We start from the raw sequence: 25,351 nt of genomic DNA, 5'->3' as shown, positions 1-25,351 counted from the left end.
AATAGAATAAAACAAGACAGGAGAATAAAATGAAACTTATTTGCTATAAAAAATGCAGCACTTGTAAGGCTGTTGAAAAAATGTTAAAAGAAAAAAATATTCAGTACAAATACAGAAATATTGATACTGAAAATCCGTCAAAAGAAGAGTTAAAGTTGTGGCACGAAAAATCTGGATTAGATATAAAAAAATTCTTCAATACGAGTGGTACAATTTACAAAGAAAATAAAATCAAAGATAAATTAAATGATATGACTTTAGATGAAAAATATGAGATATTATCCACAAATGGAATGCTTGTGAAAAGACCAATTTTACTTGAAGAGGATAAAATTTTAGTTGGGCCGGAAGTTAAAAAATATATAGAGGAATTAGAATAAGATGGCATTAGTTAAAGCGAAAATTACAAAAATGGTTTATCCAAACTACTCAATCGCATATGGGGAGAATGGAAAACAATATAGATTTAAAGGTGGAATTTTAGGACAAACAGTTATGCTTAAAGGTGGAAAACTTAAAGCTGGTTTTAATAAAGCGAAACTAATTGAAATAGTTGAAAAATCACCACTTGAAATCAATAATATCTGTGAAAACCCAAACAATTGCAGTGGATGCAAATTTCAAAATGTTGATTATCAAAAAGAGTTAGAAATTAAAGAAGAGATGATTAATGAGCTATATAGTGAAATTCATTGGAATGAAAATATAAAAATAAATCCATCTCCAATAATTTCTTCCTACAGAAACAAAATGGAATATACATTTGGTGATGAGGTTAAGCATGGACCATTGACATTAGGAATGCATAAAGTCGGTTGTTTTTATGAAATAGTTGAAGATGGAGGATGTCAAATATCGCACACTGATTTTGAAGTAATACGAGAATACACACAAAATTTCTTTAGAAAATATGAATTTGATTTTTACCATAAAGTTTCACATCATGGATTTTTAAAGTTTTTTGTAATAAGATATTCATTTTATCAAAAAGCATTCATGCTAAATCTTGTAACAGCAACAACTGATAAGCTTACTCAAGAAATTTTTGATGACTTCATTTCAGGCTTCCAAAGTATGAATATTGAAGGAAAAATAACTTCATTTTACCACACAATTTCAGATTCAATTTCTGATGCAATCAAGCCCGATACAATTACGAAAATTTGGGGAGAAGAGCATTTAACAGAAAAAATTAATGGATTAATTTTCAATATAAGTCCATTTTCATTTTTCCAACCAAATCCAAAAGGTGCAGAAAATTTATACAATAGAGCGGTAGAATTCGCTGGAGAAATAGATAACAAGACAGTTTACGACTTATATTGCGGTACAGGAACTATTTCACAAATTTTTGCTAAAAAAGCAAGAAAAGTAATCGGAGTTGAAATCGTTGAAGAAGCAGTAATCAAAGCCAAAGAAAATGCAGAAATCAACAACTTATCAAACCTTGACTTCAGAGTAAATGATGTATTAGCCGAAATAGACAATTTAACTGATAATCCAGACATCGTGGTATTAGATCCACCAAGAAGTGGAATCCATGCAGATGCCATCTCAAAAATCTGCCAAATGAACGCACCAACAATTGTTTACATCTCATGCAATCCACAAACCCAAGTCGAAGACTTAAAACTATTTATGGATGGCGGATATAAAATCGAAAAGATAGAATGCTTTGATCAATTTCCGAGGACTATGCATGTGGAGTGCATAGCGTTGATACAAAGAGTGAAATCGTGAAAATCCTGCATTTTAAGCAGTTTTACAAGCATTATGTCTTTAATGAAGATGGCGATGGAGGAAGAAAAAAAGTCCTAAAAAATTATATTGATGTTTATGTTTGCATTGATATGGTGTGTGGAGATACAAAGGGTGAATTGGGAAGTGAGGAATAAGAAATGATGAGATGGATAATAAAAATAATCTTGTTTCCATTCAGCTTGCTACTTAGTATCCTCACAGCCTTTCTAACATTCCTGCTCGGCATAGGAACAACTATTCTGTATTTCTTAATGCTAATGTGTATAGTTGCTGCAATAGGCTCATTTATGCAAAAAGATATATCGCTTGGCATTGAGGCATTGGTATTAGGATTCCTGTTAAGCCCATACGGAATACCGATGGTTGGAGCAGCAGTTATAGCATTTCTTCAAGGAATCAATGAAGCAATAAAATCAATCTAAAAAATTTTATAAAAATGGTTACCAAAGACGATAGAGAAAAAAACTATCGTCTTTTTCTTGCACGAGTTCGATTAAAGAGAACATATTTATGAAAAAAAGTGTATTTTATGGTATAATATATTAAATTTAGGTTTCTTGAACGGAGGATAAGAATGAGGGTTTTTAGTTATAAAAGATTGTTCAAAAAACTAATTGATTTAGATATGACAAATAATGAATTGATGGAAAAGGCAAAAGTGGGTAAAAGTACATTTTACAAAATGAAGAATGGGCAAAATGTAACTACTGATGTCTTGCTTAGAATTTGTAATGCTTTAGACTGTAGTATTGAAGAAATAGTAGAGTGTATTAAGAAAGAAAATTAATATCTTGAATGGTTAAATGAATAAATGAGTTATATATGATTTGTTAAATAGGGGTGGCAATGTGTTGCTTATCAGTCAATGCATTAAACATGATTTTGATGACTTCACTTTACATGGTGCGGGGATACCACTATGCTTACATATAATTTATCAAAAGGGAAATCTTTGAACGAATTCATAAATAAAGGGAACAATGATAAGATAATAATATGCTTATTTATTATGTTATATACGCAAGATTAAAGGGGATATTGAAAGATGAGAGATGGTACCATTGAATATAAAGTAAAAGTATTTATTAGCTCAAAATGTGGTGGAAGATATACTTTGGTAAGGAAGGCGTTAAAATCTTTATTATCAGAAACAAATATAGTTCAAGTATTTATATTTGAAGAGCAAGGGCCATCAAGCCAACATGTAATAGATAGTTATATCACAAAACTAGATGACTCGGATTTATGCGTGTTCTTGATAGATAATAAGGATGATGTGTCGGATGCTGTCTTGAAAGAACAAAAACGGGCTAGAGAATTAAAAAAGAGGGCATTATATATTTTCTGTGATGAAGATAAAAAGGAACCTACACAACTACAATTAGAAATACGAGATAGCTTTAGAGAAAAATATGACGTAGTTCACGAGTTTTCTGACTTTATTGAAAAAGTATATACTGGAATAATGAGAGATGTTGTTGATATTTATAGAAACTATTGTAGAGAACAATTCGTTGATTTTGCTATTAATGAAGATACAGAAGAGATAAACGTTATAAGTAATAACTATATTATTGATAAAGAACTTTTTCAAGGATTTACTATGACGAGAAATGTAGCTAAAGAGATAATATTTAATACAAAAAAAGAAGAAAGTTCAAGATTAAATTTTAAATTAGATAAAGTGCTTAGTATAATGTTTTCAAATCTATTAGGTCACAATACAAATATACCGATTAATTATTCTAGTTTAGCAAATGAGTTATGTAATAGACATGAATCTTACTTGAAGTCTTTTATTACATATAGAGTTAGAGCTATAGAAGCATATTTTTCAAATGAATTAGATGAATGTGCCAATGAATTAGAAAATGCATACAATGAATCGATTAATAATGATAAAATACCAAACTGGCTTTCCAATGATGTTTTAATTGATTGGAGAAATATTATTGTCTTGCAAGATGAGATAAATAATCAATATTCGTTAGAAATGAAACCACAAACTTTATTGGAAGAAAATCAGGAAAATGTATATTATCCATTACTTGATAGATGTACAGGTAGTTTATCACAAAAACTGCTTAAAAGGTTAATGGCTCAGAAGGTAGATTCTCCATATACAACACATTTTGAAGGAGTGGATGATATTCTTGATGATGTGTCTAATTCATTTATATTATCAATGACTTATGGTTCTCTAACACATCTGTTGTTAATTAGAGATAGAATGATTAGTATACTTTCAAGCTTAAATTTTTTGTATTATGATCATAATATGTACATTTTTCTTATTAAATTATTATTAATGGAACAAAAAGATAAAGAATTAGAAAAAATTATAAGAGCTTATAATCAAAGTACAGATACGATAAATGCAACAGATATTGTGAATATGATTTCAGGAATAAATTTAATCCCAGTTCCACATAAGAGGTTTATTTCAAAATTATTGATCTTAAAACATTATGGTTACTACTTCGGTGATGATTTATTCACTTCATATGTATATCAAGTATTTAAAGAGGTTGATATATGGATTGCAGATGAAAATAGAATTCTAAGTATAGCAAGCTATATCTTTGAATTTTTAATATATAATATATCTAGAATAGATAATAATAAAATTATAGAAGTATGCATAACTCTTATAGAAAAAAACTTCAGGATATATTTCGATAATATATTAAAAGTATTAAGTAGAATTAATTATTCAAAAATATCTACTATCAATCAGGAGAAAGTACTTAAATTGATAATTGATATGATAATGAATGAAGAAATAAGAAAAGGTTGCAATGTACTTTCAAGTTACTTGATAGTATTAAGGAAAAATATAACGATAGATGTTGAATTATTAGATACTACTATTGAAGAATGTATGAACAGCTTTTACTTATCTGAATATTTACTAGAGATAGAGCATAACAGAGGTGATGAAACATACAAGCATATTAATAGGTATATTAAAAGAATTAATCAACGTAATAAAGAGCAAGGAAAGAATGGAACTATAATTGGATATGCTGATGACCCCTATAAAACAATTAGAAATATTATAGAGTTCGATAAACTAAAGCTAGATACAAAACATATAAAATCAATATTATCTTCTATTGTTAGAACATTGCGAGAAGAAAAACAGACTATTGGAGACAAGATTAGAGCAATTGAACTATTCATTTACCTGAAGAACAAATATCCTTATGAAAAAGAATTGGATTTAACATTTTACTCAATAATAGAAGATAAAGAATTAGTATTGTGCGGACGCGAGGACATGTTTTTTGAAAAGGCATCTCTAAGTACTTTAGAATTTAGCTTTATGATGTTACAATTATGCTTCAATAAATATGATTTTTCGGATGTTCTTTCTAAAATGGCAATATTTTCTCAAAAATCAGAAACAGAAATTATAAAATCATTTGAAACTTTAAAATCATTTTTGTATAATGTAGACTTTGACAAATTAGAGGATAGTGTTTTATCTACAATTATTCAGTATTCAATAGGCTTGAGTTCTCATAATGAAAAAGATATAAGAGTGCAAGCTACAAGAACAATAATATTGTTATGTAAGTCTAAATATAAAGAGTTAGCATTAAATCAATTATCTAAAATGATGGATAATGAGATATATCAGATTAAAATTGAAATAATATATGGTGTCTATGAATTAGATTTTAAAGATAATACAAAAAAGAACTATATTATAAAGAAGGGCTTAGTAGATAATCATTATTTGATACGAAAGGCTGCAAATGAAACCAAAGAGAAAATAAGCATAAATAATGATACAATCTAGAATAAATTTATTACTATTTATAGCTTCTTACTAAAGTTGGATGGACTAGGCGTACGAAAACATTATCAAGATATGGATTTTATGACTATAGTATAGATTTTATGATATATAAACAAATGGTTTAAAAAGGCTTAAGGATAATCTTAAAAAAGTTTATAAAAAAAATTGGAAAATACGAATTAGACTTATTATCTTGCGAAAGAATCCAATGGTATTTGAATATGCATAAATTAAATGTTGAGGGTTTTCTAGAAATTATATTTAAGATGTATATCATTAAAAAAATAGTTGATAGAGATGAAGTAAGTCTATCTCTCCATCTCCTTACCCATATAAATTCCATAATTTTTTCGTATCTTGTAAAGCTAGTCCATTGTAGATTTTGTAGAAGAATACTCTTGCATAGTGGTATTCTTTTTTTCTTGTAATTTATCAAGTTTAGATAAAATATCCTTTGAATCTGGGAGATTGGAATAGGATTTTTTGAGTTCTGAAAGGGCATTTTCATATAGGGTAATCTGAGCTTTGTGTTAATGTCAACATAATAATGTACAAAACCGATTAAATAAAAATGTATAATTTGAAGAGATTAATAACATCAGATATGTGGTAAAAACTTTTAATGATGATTATGAAATTGATTTATCTATTGAAATTGACAAGGCTGTAAAACATGGTGAGAAAGAAAGCATCATTGAACAGATTAAGAATTTCCAAAAGCAACAAGACAAGGATGAAAGTTATAGAAAAAAATCAAAGGAAAAATACCATAGAGACGAAATTTAGTTATATAAGGGAGTCGAGATTCACGACTCCCATATTAAGTTACTCTGTAAGTAAAATATACTTTACTTAGAATAGTTATAAAATTGTAAGTAAAATATATCGTTGAAAATTTTACTTACAGATCATATAATTGATTTAAGTAAAAAATATTTAACTTAGAAGCAATTTTATATGTGATTAGAAAATAATAGAGCAGGTAAACTAATAAGGATGCAAAGTGATTATGAATGCTTTGTTCCAAATAATTTGCAAGATATTGATATTAATATTGATGCAAATATAAATAGGCTAATTAAGAAAGCATATTTACTTTTAGGTAGATTAGATGGAATGGCTATCACTTTACCAGATATTGACCTATTTGTATCTATGTATGTACAGAAAGAGGCTGTAATAAGTTCTCAAATTGAGGGGACGCAGGCTTATCTAGTTGATGTACTTCAAAAAGATAGAAATAATGAAAAAATAAAAGAAACAGAAGAGATTGTAAATTATATTAAAGCTACAAATTATGCCTTTAATAGACTCAAAGATTTACCATTAAGTATGAGATTAATTCGAGAAACACATAAAGTGTTATTGTCTAAAGTTAGAGGGAAAGAGAAAATGCCAGGGGAATTTAGAAAGTCCCAAAGCTGGATTGGTCCTTCAGGCTCAACATTAAAAGCTTCAAACTTTATACCTCCAGCACCAGGTGAAATGGATATTTGTTTGAGTGATTTGGAAAAATATATCCATGAAGAAGATATAGTTGATGACTTAATAAAAATTGCCCTAGTGTATTATCAATTTGAAACAATTTACCCATTCTTAGACGGTAATTGAAGAATCGGAAGATTACTTATAATCTTGTATTTGAAGGAGAAAGGGCTCATTGAATACCCTATTCTATATCTAAGCTATTTCTTTAAGAAAAACAGGAGCAAGTATTATGAACTATTAAATAATGTGCGGTTTAAGGGAGAGTTTGAAGAATGGGTCAAGTTTTTTGTAGAAGGCATTTGTGAAATATCAGAGGATTCTATCAAATCAATTCAAGATATTGTTCAGTTAAAAGCAAAAGATACTGAAAAAATACGCAACATTACTAAATGCAATGTATCTCACCTTTTATCTGTATATGATTATTTATTGAAACATCCATTTGTAGAAGCTGAATATATCAGAAATTTATTGGCTCTAAGTAAACCAACAATCAATAAGATTTTTGAATCTTTGGTAGAGCTAGAAATATTAAAGTTGGTTGAAGAGAAACAAAGGTATAGGCAATATGTTTACAAGGCATATGTAGATATACTTTCAGAAGGAACGGCTCTATAATTAACAGAAATTGTTCAACAATCTCGATACTTATCTAATGATTTAAGAAGTTGGACAGCCATTTTTTCTTGTGATATTACTAAAATAGTTCTCTTATATGTTTAGAGCATACAAAACGCTTAAAAAGTAAATTTGACGAGTGTAAAAAGGTAATTACAGAAGTGTAAATATTAATGCTAATATAAAAATGTACAAAATTAATTATGATTATATTGACAGTTCCAATACAAAACAAGGAAAAAAAACATGGAAGTCAGCAACTGAAAGAATATGACATTTTTAATAAGACACAAATAATTAATTCTGATTTTGATAAATTTACAAAGAAAATAAATAGTATTAAGAAATGAACTGATGAAAAAAATTAGGTTTTAGCTTATCTCAAGATCTAATCTTCAAAAATTAAAATTCAGAAATAGTATATTATTTTTGAGGAATTTTTTATAGAGGATTAACCCTTAATTATTAAATTATCGATCAAAGCATAGTAGATTTTAAGGGATAAAATAAATTATATAGGAGACATTATGTTATATTTATTTAATCTATTAGTCCCGGTATTAATGATTATTTTAGGTATATTAACAAAAAATAAACCAATAAAAAAAATTAATTCATTTATGGGATACAGAACTGAGTTATCAATGAAATCACAAAAAAATTGGGAAATTGGTCAAAAACTTATGGGAAAAGTTTTGCTTAAAGCAGGAATATATTTGTTATTTTTAAGTATAATATTTATATATATAGTTGAAAAATTTGGTTAAGATAAAGTATTATTTGGAATTTTTATGATATTCCAATCATTTTACTTTTTATTTACCATACCAATTATAGAATTACAATTGAAAAAAGAAGTTGATGAATTATAAATATTAAATAAACTCATTAAACCTTAATTTAAGGAGAAATCGATTATAAGGAATAAATTAATGAGAAATTTTAATTATTCTAAAATTAAAGATAAAAAATGGGATTCAGAAGTTCTTGGTTTAGTTGCTTCGATTTATAGATACCAGGATAAGCGGCAACTTTAAAGGAACTTGGAAGATTTATTAAACAAGATATTAGAGAACTTTGCCCGTCATTAAGTGTAAGTTCGATTGAAGGATCATTATTGAAGGATCATTGAGGAAGTTAGTAGCTTAAGGTGATATTAAAAGATTGGGTATAGGAAGAGCTACAAAATATATATGATTAAAATGAAAATTCATTAAAACGAAAAATAATTAAGGGAAAGCATCTATATAAAAAAGTAGGTGCTTTTTTGGTATGTAAAATTGATAGCTAGGAATTTATTGCAGAGAAAACTGAAAGAGTACATTGAGATTGCAGATGAAGAAGTAAGAAAATAAATCCTGATTTATGTATAAAAGGGAAATAATGAACTATATTGATTTTTATATAAGATGTTTTATTGTATGGAGGTAAGATATATGTATGAAATTTCTAAAGAATTTGCACGAAAAATAGTATATGAATTGAAGACTCACATTAACGCCAATTTTAATTTTATGGATAAATCAGGAGTTATCATAGCATCGGTTGATCCTACTAGAATAGGAGGTTTACATTTAGGAGCAAAGCAAATTATTGATAAGTCTTTGGAGATGTTTTATATAAGTGCTGAGATGGAAAATGAAAATACAAAAGAGGGGATAAACTTAGTCTTAAAAGTGTTTGGAGAGATAGTAGGAGTTGTAGGCATTACAGGAAAAAAAGATAAGGTCATGCCCTATGCTACAATAGTTAAGAAAATGACAGAAATAATGATTGAGGGTTCAATCATTAAAGAAGATAGCAGATTAAAAAGACATATAAAGTATAGATATATAGAAGATCTTCTTGCAAATCCTGCACTGTCAAAAAATCATGATTTTATAACCAGAGGAATAGAAATTGGAATTGATATAAGATTAAAAAGAAGGGCGGTAGTATTTTCCTTAAAGAATTATGCGGATTTGATTGTTTCAATTGAAGGTCAGAGAATTATAGATAGCATAGATGATATAGTGAGAGAATTTGCAGATTATAACACAAAAATTTTATATTTGTATTTACCAAGTCACTATACATTTTTTTATAATGTGGATGATTTTAGATTTGAAAATAAATTATATAAATTAGGGAATAAAATAAATCAAATGTTTAATCAAAGACTTATATTTGGTATAGGAGATATCATAAGTGATAAAATCTCCTATAGGAACTCATACACTCAAGCACTAAGAGCTAAAGAATTGGCTGTAAAGATTGGAAAAAGTATAGTTTATTATGATGAGTTGCAATTGGAGAATTATCTATTGGACATAGATATGGATAAAATGAATAGTTTTATTAATGCTTTTTCAGAAAAAATACCACGTTCCGACCTTCTTTTGTACATACAAATCATAGATGCGTATTTTGAGAGTGACGGATCTATAAAATTAATCGCTAAAAATTTTTATCTTCACAAAAACACAATTCAGTATAGATTGCAAAAGATGTTTGAATTTACAGGTTTTGATATTCGAAAGCCTTCACACGCTATATATTATTATTTTTTCTTAGAGTTTTATAGAATTTTATATGGCGTAGAAGGGTAAATATAAATTTAGTATATAAAACTAAAAATATGCTGAAAAATCATTCTCCATAACATAGAAAACACTTTCTTTTGAGAATATAATTTATATTAGATATGCAGGAATTTGAGCATATAAAATTTATTTTAGGAGGAAAGTATGACAGGCATTTCATTTTCAATTGTTTTTATAATTGCAATTGTAATCATGATATTACTTATTAGTAAATTTAAGGTTCACCCTTTTTTATCAATATTATTTGTTTCTGTTGCATTAGGTTTAATAGGAGGAATCCCATTAAATAATGTTACAAATGAAAAAGGAGAAGTTATAAAGGGCATTGCTTCCGTAGTAGGAGAGGGTTTTTCATCTACATTTACCAGCATAGGGATTGTTATAATTTTTGGGGCTTTATTAGGCACTATACTCGAAAAAACCGGTGCAGCAATTAAGTTATCAGACATGGTTATAAAATTAGTAGGGAAAAAAAGACCGGATATAGCTATAATGCTTATGGGATGGGTAGTTTCAATACCCGTTTTTTGTGACTCGGGATTTGTAATATTAAATCCAATTAGAAAAGCGTTAGTTAAGAGAACAAATATATCGGGTGTTACCATGTCAGTTGCTTTATCAGTTGGGCTATATTGTTCACATGTATTTATACCACCTACTCCGGGACCGATAGCAGCTGCGGCAACGTTAGGCGTTGGAGATTATTTATTAACTGTTATGTTTTATGGTTTTTTAGCATCTATACCTGCTTTAATAGGAGGCTACTTATATGCTAAATATATAGGAAAAAAAGTCGAATCTAATGAAGATATAGCAAATGAAAAAGATATAAAGACTTACGAGGAATTGGTAAAAGAATATGGTCAATTGCCTTCTGGGTTTATGTCTTTATTTCCAATTTTATTTCCAATAATTTTAATGGCATTTTCAAATATATCAAAGATTGCCGGATGGAAAGGAACTTTAAGAGAAATATGTGTATTTTTTGGTACTCCTATAGTTGCCTTGGCTGTAGGTGTGATACTTTCAATAATAATATTATTTTCAAGAAAAGAAATTTCAAAACTTTATGAATATACAAATGATACATTAAAGGTTGTAGGACCTATACTATTTATCACAGCGGCTGGGGGAGTTTTGGGAAAAGTTATATCAAATACCAGTTTAGTTTCTTATATAGCTGAAAATGCACAAGTTTTTCAATCTATAGGAATATTTTTCCCATTTATACTTTCGGCAATATTCAAAACGGCTCAGGGCTCTTCAACTGTAGCTATAACTACTACCGCCGGAATTATGGCTCCATTATTGCCGGCTTTGGGATTTTCTACACCTCAACATGCTGCTTTAGTTGTAATAGCAATTGGTGCTGGAGCTATGACTGTATCCCATGCTAATGATTCATATTTCTGGGTAGTAACAAATTTTGGTGGAATGGAGGCGGATCAAGGATATAAAACTCAAACTATTGCAACATTAATCGAAGGAATTTGTTCTATGGTTGCAGTATTTATTATCTCTTTATTTATTTAATTGAAAGGAGTTAGTTATGACAATTAGAAAACATGCTTATCAAATTATAAGGCAAACACTTGAAGCTGTTCAGCCTGATAATGCTGTAAAAAAAGCACTATCACAAATAAATTTACAATCAAAAAATCTATATTTATTAGCTATAGGTAAGGCAGCTTGGAGTATGGCTAATGCGGCAGCAAAAGTTTTAGGCAATAAAATTAACAAAGGTATAGTAATCACAAAATATGATCACGTGATGGGAGAAATTCCAAATATTAAATGTTATGAAGCTGGGCATCCGATTTCGGATGATAATTCCTATTATGCTACAGATCAAGCTCTGAAAATGGTTGAAAATTTAAATAAAGATGATTTGGTTTTACTATTGATATCAGGAGGAGGTTCAGCTCTATTTGAAAAATCAATAATACCGAAAGATCTTACCAAGGATATTAATGAACAGCTTTTAGCTTCGGGAGCAAGTATAGAAGAAATAAATACTATAAGAAAAAGACTTTCTAAGGTCAAGGGTGGAAGATTTGCTCAATTGTGCCATCCTGCGAGGCTTGAAGTTATAGTTTTAAGTGATATTATAGGAGATCCTTTAGATATGATAGCCTCGGGACCTGCTTATCCAGATAAGTCAACTAGTCAGCAAGCTTTAGAAATAGTAGATAAATATAATCTTAGAATTTCTGATGATATAAAAAAACTATTACTTATAGAAACTCCTAAGCATATAGAAAATGCACATCATATCGTAATGGGAAGTGTTAAGGAATTGGTTCATCAAGTATCTAATTTTGCAAATAAATTAGGTTATAAATCACTTATCTTAACAGATGAGCTAGATTGTATAGCTAAAGAAGCAGGCTCTTTTTTAGCCTCTATTGTAAAGACATATAGAGATAAAGGACCACTTGCAATTATATTAGGAGGAGAAACAGTTGTAGAGATTACAGGAAATGGAAAAGGTGGCAGAAATCAAGAAATAGCTCTAAGTGCGGCAGAAAAAATTTCATCTTTAGATAATGTTATAATTTTCAGTGTAGGCTCTGACGGTACAGATGGGCCAACTGATGCTGCCGGAGCAATAGTTGATGGTAATACAAAAAGACTGTTAGAAGATAAGGGATATAAAATTTATGATATATTAAAAAATAATGACTCTTATTCTTACTTAAAAAAAGTTGATGGTCTTATAATTACAGGGCCTACAGGTACTAATATAAATGATTTTACAGTTGCTTTAATTAGATAGTAAATGAGTTTATTGTAAAATAGATGATTATCCTTTAAATTACAAAAATTTAATAAAAAGCACTAAAAAGAGCTCTGGATTTGAATATCTAGAGCTCTTTTATATGGTATAGTATTAATATTAAAAACTAAAATAATATACCCTAAAACAAATTTTTAGTCATTTGTAACAATACCATAGTTTATTAAATTGTCCTTAGTTAATATTTGAATTGATATGAATGGTGTTATAAAATTGTTTTATTTTTTAGCTTCATTTTTTCTATTTCTTCATTTATAGAAGATTTTTTTAAGTTGAAAAAATTTATCCAATAATCAACATCAATATTTTTAAGATTTTCTCTATATTATCAGATTGTAAAAATAGATAAGACAAAAAAACTTGTTAGGAGAACCTAATTGATGTATAATAATTTATAGACGACACCGTCGATAACTATTAAAGGAGGAAGAATGTGTGCGGCTAAAAGACTAGGTGAGGCGGAGAGAAGAAAAGAAATTATGGATTCAGCTGCAAAAGTAATTGCAGAAAAGGGTTTTGAAAAGACAACAATGGAAGAAATTATTGCAGGAACAAGTTTATCTAAAGGTGGAGTTTATCACTATTATGGAAGTGTTATCGAAATTTTTAGAGACATTATGATTAACGGAAACAAATACAGAGATGAAATTATAAGAGAACATTTGGCTAAGTCTCATAAAAATGTTACTAAGGAGTTTATGGCTAAGGAGCTTGTAACAAAGATAATTGACGATAATCCGTACATACCACTTTATGTTGAGTTTTTAATTGCTAAAAAAAGAAATCCGGAGTTGAGCAATCTAATGATAGAACTACAGGAGCAGACAAAAGAAAGACTCAAAACGGTTATGAATGAAGAACCAAGATGGATAACCGACTCAAATATTTTTCAATTAGTTACTGATTTTGTAAATGCAATGATTCTTGCATCAAATGTTTTGGAAGCAAGAGAAAATTTGACCAAGAATAGGCATATTTTAGAAAAAATGATTATTTGTATATTTGAAAACGGAGGCACTGAAAATGAAGTTTTATAAAATTATTTTTAATATTTTTCGTGAATATGATTGTTAGGTTGTGAAATTTCAAATTAAATAAGGTATGGTTTTATAAATAATGGAGAGTTTTTTGAAGAAAACATCAAACTGTTTATTGACAGCTATGATAAGGTAAATAGAGTATTTTTTTTTATAATCGCAGTGTAGTTGTACGCTAAGAAAGGAGAAAAATTAATGAAGAAGAAAAAAAATAATGATGAATTGTTTGATAAATCTTCGGACAGCAAGAAGTCTAATGAAAATGAAAATTTAATAAAAGAAATAGAAAGTTTAAATCTTGATGTCCCTATTGAGATTATGCAGCGAATCGAAAGTGATATTGAGCAAAGTGAAAAACAACCCAAAATCAGTATGGGTGGATTAAATAAAGCACTTATGAATGTAGCTCCGGAGTATAAGGGGAGGATGCGTCTTTCTGTTATTTTTGCCTGCGTTGGAGAACTTTTTAGTTTTTCTGCTTATTTCTTCAGTGCTTATGCGGCAGGATGGTTAATAAAAAATTCCGGCGGTAATCCTGTCGGGTTTGATTTACTTTTGAAATATGCTTTTTTAGCGGTAGGATCATTGATGCTTTACTTTATATTTACTGGATTTAGTACAACAATTTCACATAAAACATCATTTTCTATACTTTCAAAACTTAGACAGACTTTATTTGAAAAATTAAAGGTAATTCCGATGGGATACCTAGTGGATAATCCTGTGGGCAAAATTAAGGTAATTATCATGGATAGAGTAGCGGATATGGAAGATTGGGTAGCACATATTATACCGGAATTGCCCAGCAGACTTTTACATCCGATACTATGTATAATCATTTTATTTTTATTAGACTGGCGTATAGGATTGTCAATATTTGTACCACTGCCAATTGCTTTTATCGGAATGGCTACTATGATGTACAAGTACCGTAGCAGGATGGCTGTGTGGCTATCGAGTTATGCCAATGTTGCGGACAGAAGTGCTGAGTATGTTCGTGGGATTCCTGTAATCAAAGCTTTTGCACAAGATAAAGTTTCTTATGGAAAATTTGCAGATGCTGTAAAATTCTATCATTTTTCTACGATGAAGTGGTGGAAACAAAGTTGGTTCGGAAGAGCACTTATGACTGCGGCTATGATGACACCACAGATAGTTAGTATGCCTTTAGCTTTTTATTTATATGGGAACGGACAAATAGGCATCGAAACCTTAATTTTATCACTTATACTGCCGATAGCTATTCTTCCACAGGCTTTTGCAATCATGATGAGCTTTGAACTTTTCCAAATGGCATCCAATACTTGGGTATCTATACAAGAACTCATTGATATGCCTGTACAAAAGCGACCTGATTCAAAAAATAAAGTTGCTATAGACAAGAATAAAGGAATTAAGTTTGATAATGTAAGTTTTTCTTATCATGACGGAACTGAGGTATTGCATAACATTTCTTTTGAAACAAAACCCGGAGAAGTAACTGCACTTGTGGGACCTTCAGGTGGAGGAAAATCTACGATTGCAAAACTTTTGGCAGGATTTTGGGATCAGTCATCGGGCACAATCTCTATTGGAGGTGTGGATACAAATAAAATCTCATTTAAACAGCTTGCAGAAGAGATTTCTTTCGTATCACAAGATAACTTTCTATTTGATGTTAGTATCAGAGATAATATAAGAATTGGTAAACCGTGGGCGAGTGAGGATGAAATTATTGCGGCAGCAAAAGCTGCTCATTGTCATGATTTTATTATGGCACTTCCTGAGGGGTATGATACTAAAGCGGGTGAAGCAGGCGGAGCGATGTCAGGTGGAGAAAGACAACGTATAACTCTTGCCAGAGCAATATTGAAACCTGCATCAACAATTGTCTTAGATGAGGCAACAGCTTATGCCGATCCGGAAAATGAAGCACTCATTCAAGAAGCATTATCTCATCTTGTAAAGGGAAAAAATCTTGTGATGGTTGCTCATAGATTAAATACAATTAAGCAGGCACATCAAATAATTTTAATTGATAAAGGTAAAATTATAGCTAGAGGTAAACACGATGAACTTATGAAAGAGCCGCTATATGCAAGTCTTTGGAAACAATATTTAGGAGAGGAGTAGGATATGAAGTTTATAAAATTATCATTTAAATTAGCGGGACAGTATAAAAATCGACTTAAAGCGGGAATATTACTTATTTTTCTTCAAAACGCTTCCGTGTTGTTTGGATTTTTCGCTCTATTCCTTGCATTCGGTTGGATGAAAGAAATTACTGTTGGACATATTTGGACTATTTTTGGAGTATTGTTTGCATCTTTTCTTTTCAATTTTCTCACAGGTTGGGCGAAAAGTGGTCTTAGCGACGGTGTTTTCTTCGGAATTTTCAAGGATTACAGACTTAAAGTCGGAGAAAAACTTAAAAAAGCACCTATGGGATATTTTGCAGAACAAAGTTTATCAAGAATTATGGCAGCATTTACCAATGTTATGAAGAGTCTTGAAAACTACTCTGCAATGAGCATAGACTTTGCTGTTTCCGGAATTTCAATATCATTTTTCCTATTGATTGGAATGTTCGGTGTAAATATTAAAATCGGGATTTTAACTTTGATTTGCTTAATCTTTATTTGGCTATGCGTATTCCTTATGACTAATCAAGCAAAGAAAGAAATTGCACGTGAACATACTGCCATTACCAAGTTGGGAGATGCTTTAGTCGACAGTATCAGCGGTATTCCTGTGCTTCGAAGTTTTCCGCTTGTGAATGAGAGCGTTGAGGAGGAAATACATTCTAAATTGAAAAATGCTTCTGAGGAGCTTAGACTTACTCAAGTACATTTTGAGATGGTTTTTGTTATTTATGCCAGAATTTTTTCTACCGTTATCAATATTTCGAGCCTGTTGGTTACACTATTTTCTTGCTATCTTTATACTAAAGGAGAGGTTTTATTACCACAAGCACTCACTGTTTCGGCTGCCGGTTTTATGATTTTTGGTGGATTAAAACAACTTGAGAATGCAGCTATTTTAATGGTTAAAAATCCTGCCAATATGCAGTATTTGGAGGAAGTTTTAGATATTCCTGAAATAAGTGATGGGACTGTAGAAGTTATGAAAAACAATGATATTGTATTTGACAAAGTGAATTTTGGTTACGATAAGAGAAATCCTGTCTTAAAAGACCTTTCATTTACAATTCCGCAGGGTTCGAGGACAGCTATTGTAGGACCTTCCGGTTCAGGGAAAACTACAATTATCAATTTAATATCTCGTTTTTATGATGTTGACAGTGGTGAAATAAGATTGGGAAATAAGGATATACGAGATTATAAAGTGGAAAATTTACTGAAAAATCTTTCTCTTGTTTTCCAGGATGTTTATCTTTTCAGAGATACCATAGAAAACAATATTCGCTTTGCAAATCCTGATGCAAGTCATGAACAAGTAGTGGAAGCTGCTAAGAAGGCTCGTTGTCATAATTTTATTATGGAACTTCCCGACGGTTATAACACTATGGTAGGCGAAGGGGGAAGTTCTCTTTCAGGCGGAGAAAAACAGAGAGTTTCTATTGCGAGAGCGTTACTGAAAAATGCACCGATTATTCTTTTAGATGAGGCGACCAGCTCTGTTGATCCTGAAAATGAATATGAGATTTTGGCGGCTATTGAAGAATTATCCAAAGGGCATACTGTTATTTCTATAGCACACAGACTTTCTACGGTGAAAAAAGCGGATCAAATTTTAGTAATTGATAAAGGTAGATTGGTGCAAGTCGGGAAACATAGTGAATTAGTTCTTAAAGACGGAATTTATTCATCCTTTATACAAGCACGAGAACGTGCGGCCAATTGGAGATTATAGGAATTAGTTATTCTCAAGAAGAATTTACAAATAAATTTGGAGTTTTAAGACAACCTTTTTCAAAATGAGAAAAAGGACAAAGAATTCCTTATATGGATAAAACAATTTTAATTAGTGAAATTTTTGATATATCAACATACTACACAATTAAAGTCACAAATCATAAAACCAAACGCAAAATCAAACGTAAAAAAATACGCTTGATTTTGTTTTTTATTTTATAATATAATTTTAGTAAAACAGAACGTAATCCTACAAAACTTATATAAGGAGCCAATTTTGAAAAAAGTAATTGTTATAGGGTGTCCGGGAAGTGGGAAGAGCACATTTTCTCGAAAATTGCACAAAATCACACAAATTCCTTTGTATCATTTGGACATGATGTACTGGAATGCTGACAAGACAACAGTAGATGGAAACACATTAATTGAAAGACAAAATGAAGTAATTAAAAGAGATGAATGGATTATTGACGGAAACTATGATTCAACTATGGAATTAAGAATGAATGCATGTGATACAGTGATTTTCTTGGATTATCCTTTAGAACTTTGTTTAAGTGGTGTTGAAGCGAGGAGAGGAAATCCAAGACCAGACATGCCTTGGATAGAAGATGAAACAAATGTGGATGAGGAATTTATTCAATTTATAAAAAATTATAATCAAATAAGTAAACCAAATGTAATAAATTTATTAGAAAAATATAAAAATAAAGAAATAGTTATATTCACTGATAGAACTCAAGCAGAGGAGTATTTGAGTGAAATGTAGAAAAATAAAAATTAAAAGGGAAAAAATGAAAGAAAACAAATCAAAATTTAGAGATAATTTTATATGGGTATGCTTTGTAGCATTTGTTATTATGTTATTAGGAGGTATACTTGTAGAATGGATTCCGAAAGGTAGTACATCTTTTACAAAGGTATTTTTATTATATTTTAAATTTATTGGAGCGATGATTACTACATTTTTACTTATTATTTTAGTTGATAAAAATAAATATATTTTAAAATATATGGGTAACAAAGTAAAAGGAAACAGTTTTAAAATGCTATTTTTAAGTATTTTAATAGGATTTTTACTTAATGGAGTTTCAATTTTAGTTGCATATTTAAATGGAGATATAAAACTTACATTTTCTATGTTTCAACCACTTCCTTTGTTAGCTATATTTGTAGCAGTATTTATCCAGTCATCTACAGAGGAAATTTTATGTAGAGGTTTTGTATATAGACGTTTAATTAATGGATACAAAAGTCCATGGGTTGCAATTATTATAAATCCGATATTTTTTGCAGCATTACATATAACAAATTCAGGAGTTTCACCATTAGCAATATATAACTTATTTATTTATGGATTATTAATGTCGTTAATTGTCTATTATACGGATAGTTTGTGGATGGTAATGGGTATTCATACTATGTGGAATTTTACACAAAATATTATATTTGGTTTGCCGAATAGTGGACTTAAAGCAGAGTATTCAATATTTAAGTTGACTGAAAGTACTAAGAACATAACCTTTGCATATGATCCATCGTTTGGGGTAGAAGGTACTATTTTAACAGTTATCATATTAACAGCACTTACAGTACTACTATATTATTTTGGGAAAAATGGAGTAAAAAATGGATGTGAAATATGATATTGAAGAATTGGTAAAAACTACAGGGAAACCTAAAAATATAACTAGTTTAGTAATTTTTTCTATAATATTTTTTATAGAATCACTGGTATATCTTAAATTTATAAGAAATAATCCGGAAAAAAATTCGTTTCTTTATAATGCTTTATTTATTTTAATACTTTTTGTAACATTCATTATAGTTTTTTTAATCAAAAATATTATAATCACAAAAAGAATAAATAGAAACTTTGTAATTCCAATGAATAATATAATGAATGAAAACATGGAACTTAAAGATCCAAATAATACACTAAATGAATTGTTAAAATTAAAAAATATAAAACCAGGGGAAGAAGCGTGGAATATATGGAAATTAAATGTTTCTTCAGCTCTAATTGATAATAATAAAAATGAAGATGCACTAAAGTTATTAAATAGCATCAGAAGTAATAATCAAGAACTAATGGGTTTTGTAAAGAAAGAAAAAAGTAGGATAAAAAATTAATAAAATTATTGCTCCAAAACTTGAATGTTAAATTTGATTTTTGGAGTTATTTTTTATTACTAAAAATTCATTTACAAGATTTTTGAAAAAATTTGTATTGAGAGATTTTATTTGTGTTTCATAAGTAATAATTAGATTTTTTCCTTGATAAATTCCAATTGAATTATAAGCTTCCAACTTTGAAATTGCATTGTTTACATATTCTTTATTATCCATAATTCCAAAATGTTCCCAGTAAATTTCTTGTTTAGTAATAGGACTTAAAAATGTAAAATCAGGATGAAGAGTTGAGTATTTTGAAATAACTATAGGACATTCATATTTATATTCAAGGCCGATGCTGTCAAAATAGTCAGCTAAAATTTTTTCAGATTTAGATCTAACACGTTCGCTTTTATTTGTGTATATTTCTTGTGAATTAGGTAAAAATGGCTTTTTTTCATAAGGTATAGATTTCCAATGCTTTAATACTTGTTCCCATGTAGGTTCAATAGGAGAAAATAAGCTCTTTTTTGAATCAGGTAGACTATCATAAATTTCATCAATGCCATTTTCTAAATTTAATTTACTTAACTTTTTAAGTAATAACAACGTTTTAGATACATGTTTTTTTAATTTTTTGATATAAGAATTGTAAGCTAAAGTTTTAACCGTATTCATTTCATCATTTCTTAAATATTTTTCTGTGAATTTTCCATTTTTTCTTTTTGTTTTATGATAATAGATATATTTATTACCTTTTTTTCTAGCAACCAAACCTCCTTTAATATTTGTAACTGTGATATTGTCTAGTTTTTGATTAATAATTGAATATTTTTCTAGTAAATTTTTTATATTCATATTACCTCCTTTGTATAGATTATTACATAAAATTTGTGAAATGTTAATGTCATTATTGTTAATAAAATTTAATATATTATGGAAATATATGATCTGTGTTCTGAAAATTTAAAGAGGACATGTAAAAATCAAAAATGTAAATTAGAAAATTATCTCAATTAAAAAAAATAATAAAAAGCGATAATAAAATTTTAGCTTAAAATGTACGCAAAAAATCAATATTAAAAAAAGCGATAATAAAATTAGGGATGAAAAGTATCTCAAAAATCATATTCATTAAATTGAGATAATGAAATACATTAAAATCCCTATAAATTTTTCATGAAAAATACCCACAAAATTAAAAATGGAAAAAATGCGATAAAAATAGTTCTTAAAAAAATACCCACAAAATATAAAATCTAAAAAAAGCGATAATTTTCGAGTTAAAAATTGTACCCACAAAAATGCAAAATGAAAATTTAAGATAACTCATAGCTATAGTAAATTTACTTACCAGTTTTATTGCGATTGGGACATCAAGTTCCTAAAATATTTCAATGCCCAACTTTTTCAAAAAAAAAGGCTCCATAAGGAGCTTTTACTAATTTACCACCAGCAAGTCTAGCAAAACCAACTTAGCGAGGTCGGCAAAAAAATTTTAATTTGCCACAAGCAAGTCAGATCTAAAAAACAATTTAATATGTTTGGCAAATAAATTATTCATTTATAATTACATTGTGGTAAATTTTGTTTACATCATCAGATTCATTTAGCATTCCCATTAATTTGTTGAATGCATCAATATCTTCTTGTGCTGTTAATGTAACATATTCATTTGGAATCATTGCAGTTTCACAAGTGTCAAATTCTACATTTGGAATTAATTTTTCAATTGCATCTTGACCTTTACCAAAATCAGAAAATGATGTCTTTACGGTCATTTCACCGTCTTCAACTAATACATCAATTACATCAACATCTGCTTCAAGTAAGGCTTCCAGCATAGCATCTTCATTGTCATATTTTAATTCAAATAGACCAACAGATTCATAGTTGTATGAAACCCCACCTGTGTTAACCATCTTCGCACCGGGAGATTTTGTAAATGCTGTTCTTACGTCAGTCATTGAACGATTTGTATTGTCTGTTAAGCAATCTACGATGAATGTTGAATTTCCAGGTCCAAAACCTTCATAACGAGCTTCAGTATAGTTTTCTACTGTGCCACCTTTTGCTTTATCGATAGCTCTTTTAATAACATCAGCAGGGATTTGATTGGACTTTGCTTCTTGAATTTTTCTCTTAAGAGTTAAGTTCATTTCTGGATCTGGTTCACCACTCTTTGCTGCAATATATATTTCTTTACCAAATCTTGAATATAATTTTGTTTTCATAGCGGCAGTTTTAGCCATTGACGCTGCACGCACTTCATGAGCTCTTCCCATTTTAATACCTTCTTTCATTTATTTAAAACTAATCGCATATATTATATCAAAAATTTGATATAATGGGAAGCATATTAATTATTGATTTTGGCTTGCAACTTTAATTAAATTATTTAAAATGTTTTTAGCTTCTTTTGCTGAAAAATTGTCATTCATTCTATAAATCATTATACCCTCTATTAAAATTAGTATTGATTTAATTTGTTCATCAGTTATTTTATTATCGATGGTAAGCATGAGTTTTTTTAGTGATTTTCTCCAATTATCATAAGCTTTAAGTACAACAGATTTAATTTCATCATCATATTGACCTAAAACATAAATTTGAGCATATAGTTTTTCAATTATATTATTAGGATCAATTTCAAATAGTTCTGACATAATACTATTCAAAACACTAAGGTTGCTTTTATCTAAATTTTTATATTTTATTAGTAAATCTCTAAATGCTATAGAATAATCCTCGGCTATTTTATTTGCATATGTTATAATTATTTCATTTTTATTTTTAAAATAAGAAAAAATTTTACTGTGAGATATATTTGCTCTTTTTGCAATGATTCTTACGGAAACATCACTTAAAGGCATTTCTAAAATACAATTTTGAAAAGCATTAATTATATTTTCCTTTTCTTCTTCAATGTTTACTATTTTTGGCATTTTTACCCCTTAAATGTATTAATTAGTAATATTATATCATTATTAAACTTTGTTATAAAATAAAAAAGTTGAACTTTTAGATTCAACTTTTTCATAAAAAATTAAAATTTTCTAATTAATTTCAAATCATTCATTTTTTCAGAAGTAATATAACCTGGTTTTGCATTAACAACATCAGGGATTCTGTTTACAGCACAAGCACAAGTCATTTCAACTGTAGCAGGATTTTCCATAGTTATTCTCATATTTGGTTCACCTTCTACTATCCATTCATTTACATCAAGTTCATCTTCAGCAAAAACTTTACCGATACATTCTGTGATGATTGTAATTCCTTCTTTTGTTTCAAATGTTACAATTGTTTTTAATCCTGTAGCATCACCAGCTGGAATATTTTTATTTAATGTTTTTGAAAATAAATCACTTTCATGAGTTGTTGCAAATGCTTCTTGTTTCATGGATGTAACATGTAAGCCTAAAGAAGATGCAATCCAACCATTTACGGGCCACATATAACCGGGTAAAAATTCACCATCCTCAATTAAATTTTTTTGAGTTTCTTCAGAGACATTATTAATTTTTAATATTTTTTCATCAAAATCTTTCATTGTTAATCCTGCGCCATGCATTGCGGCAGTTTCTAGACCATAATCCTCAAGATTGTAGCTACTTATACCACGAATTGTCTTAAAAGATGCAGCACTGGCAAGTAAAGCTAAAGGTAGGCTCCCCCAGGATACATCTTGATAGCCACTACCTGTGAAAGTTACACCATTTTCTTTAGCAATTCTATCTATTTCTTTAGAAACAATAGGATTTGAATCCCAAGCATAAAACAATTCTTCACAAATTGAAACAGCATTAACCTTATTTTTTGCTAATATTTCTAGTGTAGGAAGAATCGATTTTACTAAACTTTGAGTAGTTATTATAGCAATATCTGCATTACATTTTTTTAATGATTCATCCATTTTATCAAAATGTTCCACAATAACATTTTGCTTTTCACATCCTATAATTTCTGAAATATCTTTTCCGATAATATTTTTGTTTATATCATATGCTCCAACAATTTGTCCACCTCTTTCTAATACATATCTCATAGTATAAACGGACATTTTTCCACAACCTACTTGTACAACTCTCATTTTCCCTCCTAATTTATTTTAATTACCAATTGGTTAATTATAAAATATCATAAGGTTATTATTTTGTCAACCGTACGGTTAATTTAAAAATAAATTTAAATAATATATAATAATACTTACAATAAGCAAATAATTGGAGGCGAAATGATAAAAAAATATAAAAATGGTCAAGAATTCATTACCGAAAATTTAAGATTATTACAACATAATAAATATTTTTCTCTTTATTTAATAAATAATTCTAATGTTTTGCAAGAATGCGACAATAAAAACTATGCACTAAAATCTGAAATTGGTGATAAAAAACTTATTATAATTAAGTGTGATCCATACGGTGCAATATTTTATGGAGATGAGGAATGCTTAGAAGAGGCTATTGATTACATTCTTACCGAAAAATTAGAAATTAAAAATTTTTTGAGTTTATATGAATTAGGAAATTCAATTAAAAATATTTTTGCAGAAAAATATAAAATTAAATTTAAATTAGGATTAGCATTTGATTTCATGGACTCAAAACAGATTACAGAACCATCTTGTAATGAAGTAGAACACACAAATTTTGATGATATAGATGAATTATATGATTGTTTGGGAAATTTTATAAAAGATGTAGGTTTGGATAATGAGGTAAGTTTAGAAAAACTAAAATCAAATATTGATAAATACAGGGTTATAAGAGATGGAGATAAAATAATTTCAATGGCAAAATATGGAGATTTTTCAGATGAGATTTGTAAGATTTCAGATGTATACACGAGAGTTGAATACCGTGGAAAGAGTTATGCAAGGAAAGTTGTAAACACATTGAAAAATGAAATTATTAAAAATGGCAAAATTGCGGTGTTAAATGTAGATAAGAAAAATCCGATTTCAAATCATTTATATTCATCTATTGGGTTTGAAAAAATATTTTCTCAGGTAGAATTTAGGAGAGAAGATTAAAATTCTATTTTTAGTTGAAAAATCTAAAATAATAGATTATTTACAGAAAATTACTTAATGGGGAAGTATGGTTTATAAAAATATTAAATTTATGTCTATTTCAGATTTTATTAAGAGTTATTTATAGAAATAATCAAAAAACTTGAAAAATCTTTATATTTGTATTACTTTGTAATACAAAGGAAGGTGTGTTATGGGAATATCTTTAAGATTAAATGCTGAAGAGATGCAAGTAGTTAAAGAATATGCGGCATCT

General features: G+C 28.8%; 24 protein-coding genes. 20 read left to right on the top strand and 4 right to left on the bottom strand.

The window, feature by feature from the left end; translation table 11 throughout:
- The first annotated feature begins 29 nt into the window (after nucleotides 1–29).
- The 19 genes from ABGF45_RS02925 to ABGF45_RS02835 all read left to right on the top strand — a co-directional run bounded on the left by ABGF45_RS02925 (nucleotide 30) and on the right by ABGF45_RS02835 (nucleotide 20,075).
- A complete protein-coding gene (locus ABGF45_RS02925; protein ID WP_134710864.1) occupies nucleotides 30–380 on the top strand; it encodes a Spx/MgsR family RNA polymerase-binding regulatory protein in 351 nt (116 codons plus the stop codon).
- A gap of 1 nt (nucleotide 381) precedes the next feature.
- Nucleotides 382–1,740 carry a 23S rRNA (uracil(1939)-C(5))-methyltransferase RlmD gene (rlmD, locus tag ABGF45_RS02920; protein ID WP_134744030.1) on the top strand — a complete coding sequence of 453 codons (1,359 nt, stop codon included), beginning with the start codon at nucleotides 382–384 and terminating at the stop codon, nucleotides 1,738–1,740.
- Complete coding sequence (locus ABGF45_RS02915; RefSeq protein WP_019107307.1) at nucleotides 1,737–1,895, top strand: hypothetical protein; 159 nt, start codon at nucleotides 1,737–1,739, stop codon at nucleotides 1,893–1,895. Before rlmD ends, ABGF45_RS02915 begins: the two co-directional genes overlap by 4 nt.
- Before the next feature lie 6 nt (nucleotides 1,896–1,901).
- Nucleotides 1,902–2,183 carry a CD1845 family protein gene (locus ABGF45_RS02910; protein WP_134710969.1) on the top strand — a complete coding sequence of 94 codons (282 nt, stop codon included), beginning with the start codon at nucleotides 1,902–1,904 and terminating at the stop codon, nucleotides 2,181–2,183.
- A 152-nt stretch (nucleotides 2,184–2,335) separates the two neighbouring features.
- On the top strand, nucleotides 2,336–2,548 hold the full coding sequence (locus tag ABGF45_RS02905) for a helix-turn-helix transcriptional regulator (RefSeq protein ID WP_134710866.1): 213 nt from the start codon (nucleotides 2,336–2,338) through the stop codon (nucleotides 2,546–2,548).
- A 258-nt stretch (nucleotides 2,549–2,806) separates the two neighbouring features.
- Nucleotides 2,807–5,566 (top strand): hypothetical protein, encoded by a 2,760-nt coding sequence (locus ABGF45_RS02900; protein WP_134710867.1) that lies wholly within the window; start codon nucleotides 2,807–2,809, stop codon nucleotides 5,564–5,566.
- A 606-nt stretch (nucleotides 5,567–6,172) separates the two neighbouring features.
- Nucleotides 6,173–6,352, top strand: coding sequence for a hypothetical protein (locus ABGF45_RS02895; protein WP_134710868.1), 180 nt, complete (start codon nucleotides 6,173–6,175; stop codon nucleotides 6,350–6,352).
- 210 nt (nucleotides 6,353–6,562) lie between these two features.
- Nucleotides 6,563–7,177, top strand: a complete 615-nt coding sequence (locus ABGF45_RS02890) for a Fic family protein (RefSeq protein WP_209021587.1) — start codon at nucleotides 6,563–6,565, stop codon at nucleotides 7,175–7,177.
- Between the two features lie 123 nt (nucleotides 7,178–7,300).
- Nucleotides 7,301–7,672, top strand: a complete 372-nt coding sequence (locus ABGF45_RS02885; RefSeq protein WP_209021586.1) for a hypothetical protein — start codon at nucleotides 7,301–7,303, stop codon at nucleotides 7,670–7,672.
- 527 nt (nucleotides 7,673–8,199) lie between these two features.
- The gene (locus ABGF45_RS02880; protein WP_134744029.1) at nucleotides 8,200–8,439 is read left to right on the top strand and encodes an SdpI family protein; all 240 of its coding nucleotides are present in this window, start codon (nucleotides 8,200–8,202) and stop codon (nucleotides 8,437–8,439) included.
- Between the two features lie 669 nt (nucleotides 8,440–9,108).
- Nucleotides 9,109–10,260, top strand: coding sequence for a CdaR family transcriptional regulator (locus ABGF45_RS02875; RefSeq protein ID WP_408112590.1), 1,152 nt, complete (start codon nucleotides 9,109–9,111; stop codon nucleotides 10,258–10,260).
- 138 nt (nucleotides 10,261–10,398) lie between these two features.
- The gene (locus ABGF45_RS02870; protein ID WP_408112589.1) at nucleotides 10,399–11,787 is read left to right on the top strand and encodes a GntP family permease; all 1,389 of its coding nucleotides are present in this window, start codon (nucleotides 10,399–10,401) and stop codon (nucleotides 11,785–11,787) included.
- 16 nt (nucleotides 11,788–11,803) lie between these two features.
- On the top strand, nucleotides 11,804–13,030 hold the full coding sequence (locus ABGF45_RS02865) for a glycerate kinase (RefSeq protein WP_134710873.1): 1,227 nt from the start codon (nucleotides 11,804–11,806) through the stop codon (nucleotides 13,028–13,030).
- 452 nt (nucleotides 13,031–13,482) lie between these two features.
- Nucleotides 13,483–14,088: a TetR/AcrR family transcriptional regulator gene (locus ABGF45_RS02860; protein WP_134744027.1), complete on the top strand. Its 606-nt coding sequence runs from the start codon at nucleotides 13,483–13,485 to the stop codon at nucleotides 14,086–14,088.
- 195 nt (nucleotides 14,089–14,283) lie between these two features.
- A complete protein-coding gene (locus ABGF45_RS02855; protein ID WP_134744026.1) occupies nucleotides 14,284–16,200 on the top strand; it encodes an ABC transporter ATP-binding protein in 1,917 nt (638 codons plus the stop codon).
- Nucleotides 16,201–16,203: 3 nt separating this feature from the next.
- On the top strand, nucleotides 16,204–17,940 hold the full coding sequence (locus ABGF45_RS02850; RefSeq protein ID WP_134710876.1) for an ABC transporter ATP-binding protein: 1,737 nt from the start codon (nucleotides 16,204–16,206) through the stop codon (nucleotides 17,938–17,940).
- A gap of 279 nt (nucleotides 17,941–18,219) precedes the next feature.
- The gene (locus tag ABGF45_RS02845) at nucleotides 18,220–18,711 is read left to right on the top strand and encodes an adenylate kinase (RefSeq protein ID WP_134744025.1); all 492 of its coding nucleotides are present in this window, start codon (nucleotides 18,220–18,222) and stop codon (nucleotides 18,709–18,711) included.
- Nucleotides 18,712–18,736: 25 nt separating this feature from the next.
- A complete protein-coding gene (locus ABGF45_RS02840; protein WP_209021585.1) occupies nucleotides 18,737–19,588 on the top strand; it encodes a CPBP family intramembrane glutamic endopeptidase in 852 nt (283 codons plus the stop codon).
- Nucleotides 19,572–20,075, top strand: coding sequence for a hypothetical protein (locus tag ABGF45_RS02835; protein ID WP_134710886.1), 504 nt, complete (start codon nucleotides 19,572–19,574; stop codon nucleotides 20,073–20,075). The genes ABGF45_RS02840 and ABGF45_RS02835 overlap by 17 nt, the downstream gene beginning before the upstream one ends.
- Before the next feature lie 27 nt (nucleotides 20,076–20,102).
- Here ABGF45_RS02835 and ABGF45_RS02830 read toward each other — a convergent pair whose 3' ends face one another.
- The 4 genes from ABGF45_RS02830 to ABGF45_RS02815 all read right to left on the bottom strand — a co-directional run bounded on the left by ABGF45_RS02830 (nucleotide 20,103) and on the right by ABGF45_RS02815 (nucleotide 24,150).
- Nucleotides 20,103–20,915, bottom strand: a complete 813-nt coding sequence (locus ABGF45_RS02830) for a hypothetical protein (protein ID WP_408112587.1) — start codon at nucleotides 20,913–20,915, stop codon at nucleotides 20,103–20,105.
- Between the two features lie 698 nt (nucleotides 20,916–21,613).
- On the bottom strand, nucleotides 21,614–22,342 hold the full coding sequence (locus ABGF45_RS02825; protein ID WP_408112586.1) for a YebC/PmpR family DNA-binding transcriptional regulator: 729 nt from the start codon (nucleotides 22,340–22,342) through the stop codon (nucleotides 21,614–21,616).
- A 78-nt stretch (nucleotides 22,343–22,420) separates the two neighbouring features.
- Entirely contained in the window at nucleotides 22,421–23,002 is a 582-nt protein-coding gene (locus ABGF45_RS02820; RefSeq protein WP_134710889.1) for a TetR/AcrR family transcriptional regulator, read from the bottom strand.
- A gap of 101 nt (nucleotides 23,003–23,103) precedes the next feature.
- Complete coding sequence (locus ABGF45_RS02815; protein WP_134710890.1) at nucleotides 23,104–24,150, bottom strand: dihydrodipicolinate reductase; 1,047 nt, start codon at nucleotides 24,148–24,150, stop codon at nucleotides 23,104–23,106.
- Nucleotides 24,151–24,294: 144 nt separating this feature from the next.
- Here ABGF45_RS02815 and ABGF45_RS02810 point away from each other — a divergent pair, with 144 nt between their 5' ends.
- Complete coding sequence (locus tag ABGF45_RS02810) at nucleotides 24,295–25,095, top strand: GNAT family N-acetyltransferase (protein ID WP_134744023.1); 801 nt, start codon at nucleotides 24,295–24,297, stop codon at nucleotides 25,093–25,095.
- Nucleotides 25,096–25,351 lie beyond the last annotated feature (256 nt).

Origin of the sequence: Helcococcus sp. KG196, from assembly GCF_046035495.1 — a bacterium.
In the GTDB taxonomy this organism is placed as follows: Bacteria; Bacillota; Clostridia; order Tissierellales; family Peptoniphilaceae; genus Helcococcus; species Helcococcus ovis.
Note: the sequence above shows the minus strand (reverse complement) of the source record. Positions and strands in the feature narration are given on the sequence as shown.